This is a genomic window from Parapedobacter pyrenivorans (assembly GCF_014636865.1).
Lineage (GTDB): Bacteria > Bacteroidota > Bacteroidia > Sphingobacteriales > Sphingobacteriaceae > Parapedobacter > Parapedobacter pyrenivorans.
On the sequence record NZ_BMER01000001.1, the window covers coordinates 819,532 to 838,348 of the forward strand.

The 18,817-nt window shown below is 50.8% G+C and carries 11 protein-coding genes; all 11 read right to left on the reverse strand.

What is annotated here, in order from left to right:
- The 11 genes from IEV98_RS03175 to IEV98_RS03225 all read right to left on the reverse strand — a co-directional run bounded on the left by IEV98_RS03175 (nucleotide 1) and on the right by IEV98_RS03225 (nucleotide 18,708).
- Entirely contained in the window at nucleotides 1-1,476 is a 1,476-nt protein-coding gene (locus IEV98_RS03175) for a CoA-acylating methylmalonate-semialdehyde dehydrogenase (protein ID WP_188504469.1), read from the reverse strand.
- Between the two features lie 12 nt (nucleotides 1,477-1,488).
- The gene (locus IEV98_RS03180) at nucleotides 1,489-3,093 is read right to left on the reverse strand and encodes a solute:sodium symporter family transporter (RefSeq protein WP_188504470.1); all 1,605 of its coding nucleotides are present in this window, start codon (nucleotides 3,091-3,093) and stop codon (nucleotides 1,489-1,491) included.
- 28 nt (nucleotides 3,094-3,121) lie between these two features.
- A complete protein-coding gene (iolD, locus tag IEV98_RS03185) occupies nucleotides 3,122-4,978 on the reverse strand; it encodes a 3D-(3,5/4)-trihydroxycyclohexane-1,2-dione acylhydrolase (decyclizing) (protein ID WP_188504471.1) in 1,857 nt (618 codons plus the stop codon).
- A 2-nt stretch (nucleotides 4,979-4,980) separates the two neighbouring features.
- Entirely contained in the window at nucleotides 4,981-6,003 is a 1,023-nt protein-coding gene (gene iolC, locus IEV98_RS03190) for a 5-dehydro-2-deoxygluconokinase (protein ID WP_188504472.1), read from the reverse strand.
- Nucleotides 6,000-6,878, reverse strand: a complete 879-nt coding sequence (gene iolB, locus IEV98_RS03195) for a 5-deoxy-glucuronate isomerase (RefSeq protein WP_188504473.1) — start codon at nucleotides 6,876-6,878, stop codon at nucleotides 6,000-6,002. Before iolB ends, iolC begins: the two co-directional genes overlap by 4 nt.
- A gap of 33 nt (nucleotides 6,879-6,911) precedes the next feature.
- On the reverse strand, nucleotides 6,912-7,853 hold the full coding sequence (locus IEV98_RS03200; protein ID WP_188504474.1) for a class II fructose-bisphosphate aldolase: 942 nt from the start codon (nucleotides 7,851-7,853) through the stop codon (nucleotides 6,912-6,914).
- A 91-nt stretch (nucleotides 7,854-7,944) separates the two neighbouring features.
- Nucleotides 7,945-9,708 (reverse strand): RagB/SusD family nutrient uptake outer membrane protein, encoded by a 1,764-nt coding sequence (locus IEV98_RS03205; RefSeq protein WP_188504475.1) that lies wholly within the window; start codon nucleotides 9,706-9,708, stop codon nucleotides 7,945-7,947.
- A gap of 11 nt (nucleotides 9,709-9,719) precedes the next feature.
- Nucleotides 9,720-12,704: a SusC/RagA family TonB-linked outer membrane protein gene (locus IEV98_RS03210; protein WP_188504476.1), complete on the reverse strand. Its 2,985-nt coding sequence runs from the start codon at nucleotides 12,702-12,704 to the stop codon at nucleotides 9,720-9,722.
- A 30-nt stretch (nucleotides 12,705-12,734) separates the two neighbouring features.
- Complete coding sequence (locus tag IEV98_RS03215) at nucleotides 12,735-13,583, reverse strand: endonuclease/exonuclease/phosphatase family protein (protein ID WP_188504477.1); 849 nt, start codon at nucleotides 13,581-13,583, stop codon at nucleotides 12,735-12,737.
- A gap of 60 nt (nucleotides 13,584-13,643) precedes the next feature.
- Nucleotides 13,644-15,416, reverse strand: a complete 1,773-nt coding sequence (locus IEV98_RS03220) for a RagB/SusD family nutrient uptake outer membrane protein (RefSeq protein WP_188504478.1) — start codon at nucleotides 15,414-15,416, stop codon at nucleotides 13,644-13,646.
- A gap of 19 nt (nucleotides 15,417-15,435) precedes the next feature.
- Nucleotides 15,436-18,708, reverse strand: coding sequence for a SusC/RagA family TonB-linked outer membrane protein (locus tag IEV98_RS03225; protein WP_188504479.1), 3,273 nt, complete (start codon nucleotides 18,706-18,708; stop codon nucleotides 15,436-15,438).
- Between the last annotated feature and the right edge of the window lie 109 nt (nucleotides 18,709-18,817).

The window sequence follows — 18,817 nt, forward strand, 5'->3', positions numbered from 1 at the left end:
TTAAAATTTTCTTGACCATTCCTTTGGCCAGCGCTCAATCACCACTTTGGTTTGTGTGAAAAATTCGATGGCATGTCGCCCTTGGCCATGCAGGTCCCCAAAAAAGCTATCGTTCCAGCCGCTGAAAGGAAATTGCGCCATAGGGGCGGCGACGCCGATGTTTATTCCCACATTCCCTGCCTTGACCTCGTTTCGGAACTTGCGCGCATTGGCACCACTGCTCGTAAATAGGCATGCCATGTTGCCGTAAAGATTGCCATTGATAAATTCCAATGCGGCATCAACCGTCGGCAAGTTGACCAAGCTCATGACGGGGCCAAACAGCTCCGTCCGTATAATTTCCCCGCTCAGGGGTACATTTTCTAATATGGTAGGCCTAATAAAATTACCGGTTTCGAATCCCTCAACCGATGCCTTCCGACCATCCAGCAGCAATTTCGCACCTTCATGCACTCCCAGATCGATGAGCCGCTCGATGCGTGCCTTGCTCTCGGTGGAAATCACCGGGCCCATCTCCACACCATCCACTAACCCGTATCCGGTTTTGCGGCTTTTGGCTGCTTCATATAAGGCATCTTTGACACGTCCTTGTTCATCGCCTATCAACAAAATATTAGAGGCGGCCAAACAGCGTTGTCCGGCACATCCATACACGCTATCGGTGATGATCCGCGATGAGGTTTCCAAATCCGCATCCGGAAGGATGACCACCGGGTTTTTCGCACCGCCCTGCGCCTGTACGCGCTTACCGTTTTGAGCGCCCTTAGCGTAGATATACCTCGCCACAGAAGTGGATCCTACAAAACTGATCGCTTTTACCTCCGGATGTTCAAGCAAAGCATCTACCGATGCCCTATCCCCGTGCACCAGATTGACCACACCGGGGGGCAATCCGACTTGATCTATCAATCCCATAACCTTCTGCATGGTCAGTGGCACCTTCTCCGAGGGCTTTATAATAAAACTGTTGCCGCAAGCTATCGCATAGGGGAGAAACCAAAAAGGAATCATTCCTGGAAAATTGAAAGGCACGATGCAGGCACAAACCCCCACGGGCTGCCGGATCATAAATTCATCGATGCCGCGGGTGATATTTTCCGAAAACTCACTCTGCAGTAACATGGGTGATGCACAGGCGGTCTCCACATTCTCGATGGCACGCTGCAATTCCCCGATCGACTCCGCTTTAGTCTTTCCGCATTCACGGGTAATGGTTTCCGCCAAATCCTCTAAGTGCGTTTCCAACAGTATCTTCAACCGGTATAAAGGTTGTACCCGTTGCATCACCGGCATTTCCGCCCATTCTCGCTGGGCACGTGCTGCGGCTTCCGCGGCTTCCGCTACATCGATGGCCGTATCATTCCCACAGGGAACTTGCCCCATGCACACCTGTGTCGCTGGGTTTATGATGTCAATGGTCTGTTTTTCCCGGCTTGCTTGCCAGCGGCCATTGATGTAATTCTGCAATACTTCCATGAATTATTCGTTTTAAACATTTCCCAATAAGATGTATATGGCGATGGTGATGATGACCAGGCTAACAGCGAATGGTCTGGTATAGCGCCACGCTTCCATCGGTACGGCCGTGGTATCCGACGGTACCATCGCTACCGGAGCCCGCGGTGGGTAAAACTTGGAAACGCCGAACATCACCGCCATATTCAGCAAAAATTCAATGCCCCAGATGTGGATAAAGTGGATGTCCACTTTTAAGATAAACGTACACAGCACATAAAAAATCAATCCCGTAACTAATGCGGCCTTGGCTCCTGACGCCGATATGCTTTTGAAAAAGAAACCACCAATCATGATGGAGGCAATGGGGATAAAAAAGATGCCATTCAGCTCTTGCAGCAATTGGAACAGGCCTTCAGGTGCATTGGCTACAAAGGGAGCTGCTATAATAGACGTTACGGCAAGTAATGTTGCCACGAGCCGACCCATGCTTACCAGTTTCCTTTCTGCCGCTCCCTTTTTTATCATCCGCTTATACACGTCTATGCTGAAAATGGTGGAAGCGCTGTTGAGAACCGCATTGAAGGTACTGAGCACCGCACCCATGATTACCGCAGCAAAAAGGCCCAGAAGCGGCACGGGAAGAATCCGCTTCACCAATTCGGGATATACCATATCCTGATTGTCGTAATAGGTGTCGCCGAAATAATAGTAGCCGATTACACCCGGCAGGACAATAATGAAGGGAACGAGGATTTTCAGCAAGCCGGTATACAGCAACCCCTTTTGGGCTTCCTTGAGGTTTTTTGCTCCCAACACCCGCTGTACAATCGTTTGGTTCATGCACCAGAAATAAAGCTGGTTGATCACCAATCCCGTAAAAAGCGTGCTAAACGGCATCACCGAATCTTCACGGCCGATTACATTGAATTTCTCTGGACTATGCTCAAATACACGGGCTAGCCCATTCAGCGGATTTCCCTGGCCGATATAAATAAGCGCTAATACGGGGATCAACAACCCGCCGAGCAGCAGGCCGTATCCATAAATCACATCCGATACCGACACTGCTTTCAATCCACCGATTATGGCATACGCCGCTCCGATACACCCCACCACTACAACCGTAATCCAAAGGCCCGTCTCCCTGCTTACGCCCAGTGACTCGGAAATATTGAAAATGCTTTCCAGGTTGATGGCCCCGGTATACAATACGATGGGCAATAGGGTTACGGCAAACGAAACCATCAAAAACAAGGCAATCAACGAACGGGTACTCTTATCAAATCGCCTTTCCAGGTATTCCGGAATGGTGGTGAGCCCCATCCGCAGGTACTTGGGCACAAAATACACCGCCGCTGCAATGAGCGCCAGGGCGGAGGTTACCTCCCAAGCAATAATAATGAATCCGTTTTTATAGGCGGAACCGTTCATGCCGACCAAATGTTCGGTAGAAATATTCGTCATGATCATGGACGCTGCGATTACCGGGCCCGTCAGGCTCCTGCCGCCCAAGAAATAGCCATCTTGCGTGCTGAGGTTATCCTTGCGCATGCGCAACCAGGCGTAGACGCCGACAAATAGGGTAAACCCCACGAAACTAGTTATGGCGATAAGAGATGAAGCGGATTCGAACATAAGCAACGGCTATTAGCTAAAGTTTACGTTATATATGAAGGCGTTGTTTTGCCTTTTGGCTTACCGACTGCTGACGGGCTTGCCGCACACTGGCGCTTTCAGACACAGCGGCAAGGGGTACTTCCCACCACGCGTGGCCATAACCAGCCATTTTGCGCTCGGTCGCAGTTTCCACATAGATAACCGTGGTTTTATCGTTGAGCTTCGCCTGTCTCAATGCTTCGCTAAATGAAACTGCGTTCGTTGTGCGAATCACGGCAGCACCCAAGCTTTCCGCATTTTTGGCAAGATCCACAGGCAGCAGGTCGCCGTCCAACTGCCCCGAGCCTTCATCCCGGGCCCGGTACTGCGTACCGAAACCCTCGGTGCCCAGCGATTTGGACAGCCCACCTATGCTCGCAAAGCCATTGTTATTGATCAGGATGATGGTCAATTTATGGTCTTCCTGTATGGAAGTCACAATTTCTGAAGACATCATTAGGTAGCTTCCATCACCCACCATCACGTAAACCTCACGCCCCCGGTCGGCCATTTTGACGCCTAATCCCCCTGCAATTTCATAGCCCATGCACGAGTACCCGTATTCCAGGTGAAAACCTTTAGGATCTGCTGTACGCCAAAGTTTATGCAAATCGCCCGGCAGGCTGCCCGCAGCACATACCACCACGTCTTTTGGCGCGGAAAAATCGTTGACCAGCCCGATGACTTCCGCCTGGGAGAGCCGTAGATCGCTTTCCGGATGGTAGGCCAATGTCACTTTTTCATCCCAGCTCCGGTTATAGGCCGCTACCTCGGCTTCATAGGCGGCACCTACGCGATAACCTTCCAACTTTTCCAACAAAGCGCGTAAGGTCGCCCGTGCATCGCCAGTCAGCGCCAGCCCAGCCTGCTTGTGGGCGTCGAACTCGGCAATATTAATATTGATAAAGGAAACCGCTGGGTTTTGAAATGCGGTTTTTGAAGCCGTCGTGAAATCGCTGTATCGCGTACCAATGCCAATAACCAAATCTGCCTTTGCGCTAATCGCGTTAGCCCCTTCCGTACCCGTGGCCCCTACTGCACCCAACTGATGGAGATCATGATAAGGCAAGGAACCTTTTCCAGCAAACGTTTCAGCAATGGGGATACCGGTCGCATCCACAAATGCCTGCAGGGCATCGGTGGCTCCTCCGTAGATCACTCCACCGCCGGCCACAATCATCGGATGCCTAGCCGCGCGGATCCGAGCAACGGCACGCTGTATCAATTCCCCATCCGGCAACGGACGGGGAATATACCACACCCGCCTTTCGAATAGCTCCTTAGGGAAATCATAAGCCTCCGCCTGCACGTCCTGAGGAAGGCAGAGGGTAACTGCACCGGTCTCTGCGGGCGAAGTAAGCACACGCATAGCTTGCATCAATGAGGCAATCAGTTGCTCCGGGCGGTTGATGCGGTCCCAATACCGAGAGACCGGCCGGAAGCAATCGTTGACGGACACATCTGCAGAAGTCGGATATTCGAGTTGCTGCAACACGGGGTCCACATGGCGACCGGCAAAAATATCTCCTGGAAGCAACAGCACGGGCAACCGGTTGATGGTAGCGGCTGCGGCGGCAGTTAACATATTGGTGGCCCCCGGCCCGATGGACGACGTACAAACAAAGGTAGACAACCGGTCCTTCATGCGGCTATATGCTGCAGCGGTATGCACCATGGCTTGCTCATTACGCGCTTGGTAATAGGTGAACGCGGGATATTCAAACAACGCCTGGCCAATCCCCCCCACATTTCCGTGTCCGAAGATGCCAAAACATCCTGCAAAGAATTTATGCTGTATGCCATCCCGTTCCACATACTGTTGATCGAGGAATCGGATAAGCGCCTGTGACGTAGTCAACTTCATAATTAAAACCCTCCGTGTTTCTCAATAAATTTCAGGGACTCCTCCAGGGTGGGCATAAAATTAGCGCAGCCGGGCTGCAACACCACCTGTGCCCCGCTGGCATTACCCATTCGGCATGATTTGTACACGTCCCAGCCGTTCAGGTAACCGTAGATAAATCCCGATGCAAATGCATCACCCGCACCGAGGATATTCAACGGTACTACCGGAAATCCAGGCACTTCTTCTTTATTGCCTTTATTATCGTACACTGTGGCACCTGTAGCACCCCGCTTCACCACCAATATTTCCACCCCTAGCGACAATACGTTTGCAATAGCCTTATTGATATCACCGCTTACAGTAGGTGCCGAAATTTGCTGGTGTTCGATGGTTACCTGGGAAGCATCTTCCAACATCGCTGCAAGGAGTTCTTCCTCGGTGCCGATTGCAATCTTAATACTGGGGAGCAGCGCCCGGACCATGATACCGAATGATCGGATATCCGACCATTGATCGGCCCTGAAATCGATATCGAGCAACGTTGTTACGCCGTGGCCGTTGGCCCGTTCCACAGCATGGAAAACCGCGCTCCGGCTCGGCTCGATATTCAAGGCAGTCCCAGACAATTCAATCAGTCGCACTTCCCCCATGTCGATAGCATTGACATGGTCAATGGTAAGCTGCGAATCGGCAGCGTTGTTGCGATAAAACACCAACGGAAAGGTATCGGGCGGTTGGATACCCAGTAGTACAGCGCTGCTCCTTGCTCCGGTTATACGGGGGATGAATGCTGTCTCTACTTTTTCCTGCCGTAGGAAATTTAAAATAAAATCGCCCACCTTGTCATCGCCTACACCGGTAAGCAGTGCGGCACGGAGGCCCAGCCGACTACAACCTGTAGCAATATTCAATGGCGACCCGCCAACAAAGGCATCAAACCCCTTGATGGCTGTAAATTCAGCGCCGATATTCTGTGAATAAAGATCGATTGATGATCGACCTACTGTGAGCACATCATATTTTTTGACTTTGCCGTCCATCATCCATTCATTTTTGCAGTTACCATTGGAATTCGTTCATCCTGTCCCTTCCATGTGCCGAATATCCACGCATGGTCCGGATCGGGCGTGTTGGCCAACGACTGATCCGATCCCGCCAGGAAGTTGAGATAATATACATCATACCCATGCCCCGCTACCACGGGATGATAGCCCTTAGGCACCAGTACCACATCGTTGTGCCGGGCCACCGCTATCTCGTCTAGGCTACCATCGGCCGTATAAACACGTTGTATCGCATATCCTTGGGGCTTGCTGATTTTGTAAAAATAAGTCTCTTCCAACCTTGCTTCCACCAATGTCCCATTTTCATCCACGATGCGCTCATCGTGCTTATGGGCGGGAAATGAGCTCCAGTTACCCGACGGCGTGTACACCTCCACGGCCACCAACCGATGGCATGGAAACCCCGGGCCGAGCAGGTCGTTGATTTGCCGGGTGGCATTGTCGCCTCCGCGGATTTCGATCTGTACCTCCTCAGGCCGCTTGAATACAGGCAAAAAATCGCGGTCGGTTTCACACCATCCATATGCAATGTCCAACACATCGCTTTCGGCAATCAGTTCGAATGGGGTATGGCGCGGCAGGTAAAGTGAATGGGCCATGCCTGAAAAAACATCTTTCCGTCCGTTGACGGTTTGCCATGCCCCTTTATTCGTGTTCACCCGATAATTACCCCCCAGCAAGATGATCGCATATTCATGGTCACCCGTATCTCCCTTCCATATTTCATCTCTCCGCATTACGCGCGCGGCGAAATTCAGGTATTGCCATGCGCCGTCTTCCCTGCTGATATGCTGGTAGACGGCGGTGGCATCACTGGGTTTGGCTAAAAGCCGACATTGCTCGTCCTGCTTCATTTTAATAGGTACTTTTTATAATCAGTAGCGGCATTACGCCCGAAAAGCTTCCGCTTTTCCGGCCGCCCCTAATTTTTCAAATTTTTCGATGCATAGCTTCTCCAGTTCCGCTACATACATCCTTCCAGGCACGATGGGGTCGAACTGTTCGGGATGCATAGCGAAAAACTCGCGATGTACCCGGGTCCAAAGCACCCGCAGATCTGTAGCAACGTTGACTTTGCAGATACCATAGGCCGTCGCCTGCAAAATCTCCTCATCCGAAACCCCACGTGCTCCTTGTCGCATTCGTCCGCCAGCCTGGTTAATTCTGGCCAACTCATCTGGGTTCACGGAAGAGCCCCCATGTAAAACCAATGGAAAACCGGGCAGTCGCTGCTGGATATCCCGCAGGATATCGAACCGTATCCCTTGATCGCCCGAAAATTTGTAAGCGCCGTGACTGGTTCCCACTGCTATAGCCAAACTATCGCACCCCGTCTGTTCCACAAAATAAGCAGCGTCTTCAGGCCGCGTATACGTCGATTCAGATTCCGCTACCGCTACCTGATCTTCGACCCCGCTTAACACGCCCAATTCGGCTTCAACGAACACGCCTCGTTCATGTGCCATCGAGACCATCTTACGCGTCCGGACGATGTTTTGCTCTATGGGATCATGCGAGGCATCGATCATCACGGAGCTGTACTTACCATATTGGAGCGCTTCGGTGATATGGGATTCGTTGCCGTGATCAAGATGGAGGGCAAACACGACCTCGGGATAAAACTGTGCGGCCGCCCCGATCATCGCCGTCAATACCGTCGGACTTGCATACTCCCTAGCCACCGGTGTGGTTTGGATGATGACGGGCGATCGGCTAACACCGGCTGCACGGAAGACACCCAGTACCTGCTCCAGTGTAAAGACATTGATGGCCGCTATCGCATAGTTGCCATAGCAGTGATTAAATAGCACATCGGGTCTTACCACCATAAGGTCTTGTCAATTGGTCCTGCAATAAAACGACAATTCAGGCTAACATGCAAGCCTTCGAAACGCAAAGGTTTGCGTACCGGTATCATGTTCAGTTATACCCTTCATTCTGCGTGAAAGCATCAGTCGCATCCATCGTGGCCTGCGGTATGGGATAGATGCGCCTAAACGGTTCCGACACTGGCTTGGCGGTATACGCATCCTCAAATTTCCCAAACCGGATCATCTGTTTGCGTCGGTTCATCTCCCAGTACATTTCATAGCCGATTTCATTGTAAAGGATTTCTTCGTTCAATGCATTAATGGGCTTACCGGGTGCATTGTCGAAAAGCGCCTCACGCGTCCTGCTGGTACGAAGCGCATTCACATCGGCCATTGCCTCGACGGTTAGTCCCTTACGGAAGTACGCCTCGGCGCGCATGCAATAAATACCTCCCAAACGATAGAACGGAACATCCACTCCCGTCGTGCCATTCCCATTCTCCGGATCAAATTCCCACTTGAATATGCGTGCCCCGCGGTTGATCTGCGCTTGGGTGAACACGGATTGCGCCGGATTATCAAAATCCAGCTCGGGCGTAAAGTCCATAGCAAGCGTGGTGTTTTTTTCGCAATAAAGCATATTCACCTTGATCCGTCCATCAGCTGTCATCTCAAACGCCCCGCTAGACAGCAGCGTAGGGCCATATTGTTGCCCTGCCATGATACCTCGGTTAAAATGGAACCACGGCAGCCCATCACTATTGGGTACAATGCTCGTCGCCGGCATACTCACATCGGTGCCGTCGTTCATAAACCACGTCCCGTCATCGTATTGATAGTGCCGGTGAAACCGTGGGTCGTCAAAATTACCTTCCCATGAATAATAGAATTCAGGAGTGATGCAAGACGCATTTGTTCCACGATTGGCAGGCGACGGTTTCTGATTCCGTTCCATCGGCATATAAGCAAAATCGTTATCGCTGCCACGCAACGTATTGTTATCCTGCGAAGCCACAAAAATCATCTCGGGGCGACCAGCATTGTCGATGTCAAAATTCCTGAAGTAATTGCTTTCAAGATGGAACTGACCAGACCCAATAAGTTCGGATGTATAGTGGATTACCTTATCCATATCCGTTCCGTTGCCGTCGACGGCCTGTGCATTGAAATTGAAATCCGCGGCATAGCGATCCTTGAATACCGCACGATTCAGGTACATTTCGGCCAACAGACCATATGCTGCCTGCTTGGTGAAGCGCCCACTGTGGGTGGATTGCTCCCCCACGTTCGCCAGGTCGGGCACGATGGCCTCTACCTCTTGAATCAGCTCGTCGATCGCAGTGGCGGCCTGTAATACCTCAAACGGCGCGTCATCCACCAATGGGTCCCGGTAGGGTGCCTGCCCGAAGAGGTCCAGCGTATGAAACGTATAGAAGGCCAGTAAGCCCCGCGCTTCGGCAAGGAACAGTGCTTTTTCTGCAAAATCCTGACCGTTTATGGTGCCGATTGCTGTAAGCGATTGCGTGATACCATGCGTCAGGTTATTCCATGTATTTGCTATTACACCCTCATCCGGTCCCCATGTAAATTCGTGGAAAACCCGCCATCTGCCGCCATCACCCCAATCGCTGCCCCGTGTGGGCAACAACGCCTCATCGGTGGAATATTCCTGCAACGCGAAAACGTTTCCATGGTCAACAAACGTCGCATTGCTCAGCCTGTTGTAAGCTGCTGCCAATGCATTCTCTGGCTTCGCACTCTCCGAGCCCAGCACCTCATCGATTACCTTTTCTTCCAGGTTTGTGCACCCGGCCACGACGATTGCCAGCACTATGCAAACTAACTTCTTCGATTTAACTATTATCGTTGTCATGTCTTTATGGATTAGAATTTAATCGTTGCACCAACCATAAACGTCTTTGCCGGCGGATAAGTGGTATAATCCACACCCAGCGACTGATTTCCACCTACACTCTTGGCGGTGTTCACCATCGGGTCGTATCCGGAATAGCCGGTAATCGTGAGTAAATTTTGTGCACTGGCATAAATATTCACGGATTGCAACCAACCAAGGCCCCTCGGTGCCAGCGTATAGCCCAAGCGAACGTTGTTCAATCGTACGAAATCGGATTTCTCCAAATACAGCGAAGACAACTGCACGGCATTGGTGGTGGCGGCGCCAGCATCATAATAATCCGCCAACACGTTACGATCGGAGGCCAAGCTATTGATGTTAAGGTTGATTGCCGTGTTATTTACCAAATAGCCGCCCGTCTGCCCGATGATGGAAAACGAAAAGTCCAGTTGTTTATAGCGCATCTGGCTGTTCAAACCGAAGTTGAAATTGGGAATCGCTCCTTCAAAAATTTGCCGATCATCCGCATTAATCGCCCCATCGCCACTCGCGTCTTCAAAAATATCTTTCCCCTCGCTGTCATATCCGAGGTGCTTCAACATGAAAAAAGAACCTGCTTCGTAACCGCTTTTATAAATATTGGCATAAACGGAAGACAAGCCCGGACCAGAAATACTGCCCGAATAGAGTTCGGAGACGGGCAAATCCTCAATCGTATTGGACAATGTCGATCCATTCACGTCTACTGACCAGTTAAACAGCTGTGTGCTTAAAAGCTGCGAACCCAACGTCAATTCAACCCCCTTGTTAACCAATCGCGCATCTACGTTCTTCCATACCGTTGTCGTGGGGCTTAGCGGTTCGGATGGGATGTTCAATATCGGGTCCTTAGTGGTCTTGTTATAGTATTCCAATGCGCCATAAAGCTTGCTGTTCCAAAAGTCGAAATCCAACCCGATGTTAAATTGTTCTACCACTTCCCATTTCAGCCCCGGATTGGCAGTCCGGTTCACGTCGGTGCCATTGATCAACGCGAGGTCGCCATAAAGGTAATAACCAGATGATGGGGACAGCGAATAACTGGCCTGTGTAATCTTATTGGGAACTTCCTGATTCCCCGTCTGCCCCCAGCTGGCCCGTAGTTTCAGCTCCCGGACGCCGCTGACGTCACTCAGGAACTGCTCGCGGGAGAGCACCCAACCCAGCGCGAACGATGGGAAATATCCATACTTATTGTCTTCCCCGAAACGTGTCGAACCGTCCGCGCGAAGTGATGCCGTAACCAGATACCGGTTATCAAAATTGTAATTTGCACGGCCAAAAAACGATTGCAGTTCATTTTCCTGTGCAAACCCACCCGGGTTGGTGGGAATGCCCGAATAACCCGGATTGTGTTCGGGAGCAACCCCCTCACCCTGATTAGCGATATTCTCCATACCAAACGACGTACCTGAGAATTTGAACTGCTGGTAGGAAAACCCGCCGAGAAGTTCCACTTGATGCCGGTCCGCAGTGATGTTGTACGTCAGGTAATGGTCCAGCAAGGTGGTTAATGACGATCGGTTGTTCTGCACATATGCACCCAACGGCGTACGGTCGGTCACATTCGGGTAGATCGTTGAACTCCTTTCGGATGTCGATTTATCGATACCGTAGTTAAACCGATATTCTAAACCCGGTAAGATGCGCAGTGTAGCTTCTACGTTACCCAATACACGGAACGTATTGGTCTTATCGTCAAACACCTCCAAGAGGTAAGCCGGATTGTAATGCGCATTCATGTTGAAGTTGGTGTAGTCACCGTTCTCATCACGCACATTGCGTGTTGGGTTGGCCATCAGCGCATGGATGATGAGCTGACCGTCTGATCCCGCGGTATTGCCGTTCGGCACACCCGTTTCCCCGATGTCACTTGCGGTCAGGTTCATTTTCACTTTCAGTCGTTCGTTGTCGAAAAACGACTCCTCGGCATTCAACCGCGCGGTCGTGCGCCTAAAATCGCTCGATTGCACGATTCCTTCTTGATCCATATAGGATAGTGAAGCCATGTAATTTCCCGATGCAGTAGCTTTGGCGAACGAGACGTTGTGGTTTTGTGTCAACGCATTCCGATAGATCACGTCCTGCCAATCCGTATTCCCACCATGGTCGTAAGCCGGATCAGGGAGCGCTGCCCGGTAGTCAGCGGCAGACAGCACATCCAGCTTCCGGATTACCGAAGACGATCCGATATACATGTCATAGGTGAGTGTCGGCTCGCCGCTCTGTCCCCGTTTGGTCGTAATCAGAACCACACCATTCGATCCCCGTGCGCCATAGATGGCAGCTGCGGACGCATCCTTCAGTATGGTTACCGTCTCAATATCACTGGTATTTAGAAAATTAAGCGGGTTCTTCGCTTCCGAACTACCCAATCCAAAATTCGCTCCCCCCGCACTCACGCTTTCGTTGCTCAGGGGCACGCCATCCACGACAAAAAGCGGTGTACTGCCGCTACGGATAGATCCCACACCCCGGATAAACACGTCGATTCCCGCTCCCGGCTCACCACTTGATTGGGCGATGCGTACCCCAGCTACTTTGCCTTGAAGCAGGTTGTCTACCGAAACACTTACCCCTTGCTTCAGGGCTTCACCTTTCAACTGGGTCAATGCGCCCGTCACGTCAGATCTCGCTTGGCTACCGTAGCCGACCACGACAATTTCTTCCAGCGAGTTGCTTGCCGCTATTAGTGTTACACGCAACGACACATCAGCTACCGCAACTTCCTGAGTCACATAGCCCACGTAGGATATCGTCAGTTTTTCCCCATCTGCGGCTTCGAGTGTAAATTCACCGCGTTCGTTGGTTGTTGTCGCGCGATCAGTGGAGAGTGATTTCACCGTGGCTCCCACCACGGGCGTACCATCAGTGCTGACTACCACGCCGTTGATTGGCCGTTGCTCGTTTGTCAACGAAAAGCCACTCAATGAAAACCATAGCATGGCAGCAATTACGAAGATTTGCTTTTTCATATTAGGTCTATTCTAAATGTTGCACATATACTACTCGATTAAATGAACATCCGCAACCACGGGTAAATGATCCGATGGATACCGTTGGTCCTTTGCATCGGTTAATACCGCATACTTTGCCACCTCAAAATCCTTACTTACAAATATGTAGTCGATGCGATTCTTCATTGGAGCTGTAAACCGGAAGGAATTAGTGGTACCGACCGGACCGTACGGCGGCTGTTTGGTTATTGTATAGGCATCGTTCAGTATGGCCGACATACCTTTGATCTGCTCGGTCTCCGGTGTTGAATTAAAATCCCCCATACAGATGACCGGAGCGTCCTTTGCGATTTCCTTAATTTTTGCAACCATCAGTTTTCCGGATTCCTTACGGGCAATCACGCCTTGATGATCAAAATGTACATTGAATACGTAAAACTCCTTTTTCGTCCCCTTATCTGCGAATTTTGCCCACGAACAGATTCGGTTGCAACAGGTAGCGTCCCAGCCGAGTCCCGGCTCTCCGGGTGTCTCGCTCAGCCAGAAATTACCAGAGTCAACGATACGGAAACGGTCTTTTTTATAGATGATTGCCGAATGTTCTCCGGCTTGTTTTCCGTCGTCGCGACCTGCACCAAAGTATGCATACTCCGGCAGTTCAAGGATATCGGTCAACTGGTGTACAAATCCTTCCTGCGTACCGATGATATCAAAATCATGGTAGCGGATCAATGCTTTTACATTTTCTTTCCGGTTTGGCCAGGCATTCAGGCTATCTCTAGGCGTATCCATCCGGAGATTGTAACTGGCCACGCGGATTTCAGCTACATCCGTTTTTTGCGAAAAGGCAGCAGCACTATAGAAACAGAAGAAAAGAATTAGAAAATACGATTTCATGATGATTATATTTAGAATGAATAGGGCAGTTGCAGATCGTGCAACTGCCCCAGATCCCCATTACCAGTCGGGGTTCTGACTTAAGTTTTCATTTACATCCCGCGCCGCTTGGGGGATGGGGTACAGATACTTTTTATCCAACCATTCCCGTTCACCTGGGTTCCAGATTACTTCTCCGGAGGTACCATTTGAAAGCTGTATCCTTCCCACCGCCGCTGAAGATGATACATCTACGAATGCGATAGAAGGATTAGACGGTGTGGGTCGTGTGCCCTGGTAGAAACAAACGTCCATCACGCCGTCGCCATTCAGATCCTGTTCGCCCAGCTCAGGCACGTAGATACCGTTCATGGGAGCCTCTTGGAAAAGCTCCCCGATATGCCATCGCCTCAAATCGTCAGGGCGAAGCCCTTCAAACACCAATTCGACTGCCCGCTCGCGCATGACTTCCAGCAGTACGGGATTGGTAAACTTACCTAAGTAATAGTCCACCAAATACGGATCAGCAGCAGTCGGCATGGTGGTCAATGTGGAGCCTGTGATACCTGCACGCTGGCGCAGTGCACCGATGGTAGCGGTCCATTCTGTATTGTTCATCGTACCGAATTCGGCCAGTGCTTCGGCTTTGTTGAGCAACACCTCACCCCACCGCATGACGATGTGCGCATTGTCGTTCCGACTTTCGTCATCATAGGGGAACCGCTCGTCATAACACCATTTGATGGGCTGATAACCGGTAAATGTTTGATTGAAGTTGGGGGCCGCCACTACCGGAACTGCGTTTTCTGTACGCTGGTAATCTCCCAAACGGACGGTCTGCTTTAAGCGCAGATCGCGATCCTTGACCTCATCGACAAAAGGCGTCATTTCATAATTCGGATCATCGGTAAAACGCGTCCCATCCAACTTAAGGTAAGTATTCACGAAATTACGGGTCAGGCTTGGCCGGTTGCCATAGGTAGGGCTGATGAACCGGCGGTTTGCCGAGCTGAATACCTGCAAACTGGCATCCAGGGCCACAGCGAGAATCGTTTCATCGGCGTACGGGACTTTCGTTATAAATAATTCGCGGTAAGACCGGTCTGATGCTGCTGATTGGTGCAGCGTATAGCCGGTAACCGCGTTGGCGGCATCCACCACGTGCTGGAACCAGGCATCGGCTGTCGATTGCATATCATACCGGGTGTGGTATTTCCTGAATGAAGCCTCAAAAAGGCATATCCGCGTCTTATAAGCCCGTGCTACATTTTGGGTAATCCGTGTGCAGGATGGGTCGCTTGTCAGTGTAATGTTGGCAATGGCATAGTCCAAATCGGCCAGCACGTTATCCATGACCTCAAAACGGCTCGTCCGTTCGCCATATAACATCGCCTCATCGCCCACTTCGATGGTTTTATCGATCCAAGGCACATCGCCGAAGCGCCGCACCTTCTCGAAATAAAACAAGGCCCGGAAGAATCGTGCCATGCCGATGTAGTGGTTCTTTTCGGGCACCGCACTCTTTTCTGCATTTTCGATGAAATAGTTAATATTCCGCAGATCGTCCCAATCTGTCGTATTCCACCCCGAACTGGTAATCGGGCTCAGCGCACCGGGGGCCAATAGGTCATCCACGCCGTTGCGAGCGACCAGGTCCGAATTGTCGTCACCTTGAAACACCCCTACATCCGTGCCGGGCAGGATGTCATAAAATGAATTGGCGTAAAGGTCCATCCCGCTTGCCGAACCGAATATGGCTTGATTCGTTGCGGTATCCACGGGCATCTCGTCCAAATCACAGGCGGCAAAGGGTAAGATGGCCACCAATGTTAAGATATAATGAAATTTCTTCATGATTGTCGTCCTCGCTAGATTAAAAATTAACAGTTAGACCCATCGATATGGTTTTGAGCATCGGATAGTTATATCCATCGCCGCTTGTCCCACCACTCAAATCCCTGTCTGAACCGTAGATATTGGTCACATCGGTGTCTTTGGTCCATTTGTACATTGGCGACCAGGTCCACAGATTCTCCGCAGAGACATACAGCCGCAGATCGTTGGCGTGCAGTTTGGAAATCAACCGCTTCGGCAGCGAGTAACCAATTTGGAGGTTACGCAAACGGATATAGGCCGCATTCTGCAAGTAGCGGTCGTTCGCTTCCCTTAACGCACGTCCACTACCCTGAGCGACGTAGCCTACCAATCGTGGTAGGTAAGCATCGAAGTTGCCCAACTCCGGTCGGAACATGTTGTCTTCATGCCAGCGGGGGTACTGGTTGTACGGACGATTGTATTGCCCCCAAAACCGTGCCTCTGCCGAAGGGTAGTAATCCTGCTTCAGTACCCCTTGGAAAAAGGCCGAGAGGAAAAAGCCATTCCAGTCCCCGTTCAAATTAAATCCGTAAGTATAGCGCGGCTCCGAGTTACCGATAATGGATTTATCGCCAGGGTTGAATACCGTATTATCACCTTGATAAATGATATCATCGCCATCCAGGTTTCTAAACTTCAAGTCTCCAACATAATTTTTCCGCGTGTTGGTATTAGGGACATTGGCTTGGGAAGGTGAGTTAGCGATTTCCTCTTCCGATCGGAACAATCCCTCGACTTGATATCCCCAAATCTCGCCTACCCGCATACCTGCATATGGATCCGTCAGCCGTTTCTCTTCGTTGTTGAATTTTGTAATCGTCGCCCGGTAGTCAGCCATCGTTACCCGGACATCATACGTAAACGGCTTTTCGGCCATGGCAAACTGATCGCGCCATGTCAGGGAAACTTCCCATCCGGTCGTTTCTAAATCGGCGTAGTTGCCTTTTGGCACGGTAGTCCCGTAAATTGCCGGCAGCGTAGGCCCAACGGTAAACATATCGCTCGTCCAGCGTCGGTACAGATCCCCCACAAACTGGAGCCGGTTATTCAAGCTGGAAAATTCGAGTCCCAGGTTACCCGTAGTTGATGTTTCCCAGGTTAGCCCTGCGGGTATTACCCCAGGCTGCCCGGTGCGCTGCGGCCGTACGCCGTTGATAATGCGACCCGATTGCGAAATCGCAAAGTTTTCGGTAAATGAATACGGATTGATATTCCCGTTCCCCAGCGAACCGTAGGACGCACGGAACTTCAGGTTAGACAAAGCTGTTGGGTTTACGTTCCAGAACGGCTCCTCCGAAATCCGCCAACCGATAGACGCCGATGGGAAAAATGCCCACTGCTGATCATTCGGAAACTTAGACGATCCGTCGTACCGGCCGTTGACTTCCAGCAAGTAACGTTCTTTGAAATTATAGTTTACCCGAAAGAATCCACCGGCTATTGCCCATTTCTTATTCCCGCCGGTGGTGACAATACTCTGCCCCAGCGCCAGGTTGATGTCATCCGCATCGGCATATACAATACCATTACGTCGCGCGGTCAGGCTTTTCTCCAACGACTGCTCGTAGTTGAAGCCAGCCAATAAGTTAAGGTTATGGGCATCATTAAATGATTTCACATAGTCGGCATAGACATTCGTTGCCAGGTAATCGGTCGTCTGTCTGAATTCCTGCAGGTCATTGGTGTTCGTGCCGGTATAGCCAATTACACCCTCATACCGGCTATAAGGCACCTGTACCCGATTTTGCTGCGCCCCGATGTCCGAACTTTGAAAAGTAAAGTCGCTACGTAGCGTCAAACTCTTATCCAAAAATGTCGCGGTAGCCGCCACCCGATTTTTCAGGAAACGGCGTCCTTCATCCTCGGCGTTTCTTCCAATGTATTGATCGCCTACCGTGTAAGCCGCTGGGAACGACAACGTACCATCGGGATTCAACAACGGCGCCAGGGGGTGCCCCTCGTCTGCCATATTACGCCAGATACCACTTCCTTCACCCACATTGAGCGGTTGGTGGTATTCCATCCGTGAGTATTCGGTGTTATTTTCCAATTGCAACCAAGGCGTCAGCTGGATGTTTCCTTTGGCACGTAGGTTATACATGCTGTACGTATCTGAGTTATAGCGAAACAGTCCATCCTGACCATTATAACGGCCACTCACATAGAACGCGGCCTTATCGTTACCGCCTGAAAGCGCCAGGTTGTGATCCTGAGCGAAGAATCGTTCCTTATACAATTCCCGATACCAATCCGTGCTGTAAAAGTACTGGTACTCACCGGTAGAGGGATTTACCTCAATCCGTGGCAATGAGGGGTCCTCCCATCTTCTTTTGATCTCGGCTAGGTAAGCTGGTGAAAAAGGCAAGGTCTTATTTACCGCTGTCGGGGTGTTACCATTATCGTTCCACCGCGACCATGCATCGCTGAATCCCTGTGCCCATGGGTAGGAATCCGTGATATTATCCGGGATTGTCGTCGGTGATTTTGAGGACAGGTTAGTCGAATACGTGATCGAGGTCTTCCCTTCCACCGCAGCTTTGGTCGTAATCAAGACAACGCCGAATGCAGCCCGTGCCCCGTAAATGGATGCCGAAGATGCGTCCTTCAATATCGATATGCTCTCGATATCATTGGGATTCAGCATCCTTGGGTCGCCTTCTACGCCGTCGATTAAGATCAGTGCGCTACCACCCTGGCCAATCGAGGTTGTTCCCCGGACATTGAATTCGGGCGACTGGGTCGGCTTTCCATCAAACATTTTAATATTTAAGTTGGGTACGACGCCCACCAGTCCTTGTGAAATATTTGGAATGGGTCGATTCTGAAAAACTTCAGCCGTTACTTGGTCTACAGCGCCGGTTAGGTTAACTTTCCGCTGTGTACCATAACCCACAACCACGACCTCGCTCAGTGCATCGGCTTCTTCGGTCAAAACAAAATTGGCATCTACACTGGCACCTTCGCGTACAGTCACGGTCACCTGTTGTGTACCGTAAGAAATATAAGAAGCCTCAACGATGTGTTCACCCGGTGCTACAACCAAGGAGAATTGGCCGTCATCGTCCGTGGCAACACTTTGTTGTTGGCCGGCAATGCGTACGCTCGCACCCGACAAGGGCGAACCTTGCGCATCAGTCACACGGCCGACGATACGGCCTGTCTGCTGGGTTTCATAGTTGGTTGATGCATGCAGCAAAGGCCCGTCTGCTGCGATAATAAAATAAAGTAAAGCTATTCTTACATACCATTTACCTCGTAATAAATGATTCATTACACACTAATTTTTGCCTCCAAAGTGTCAAGTCTATTCCTTTTCCTATCTTTGGAGGTAAGGTGATACCATATCGTGTTACTCGTCGGGGAAGCAATCACAGATGTCC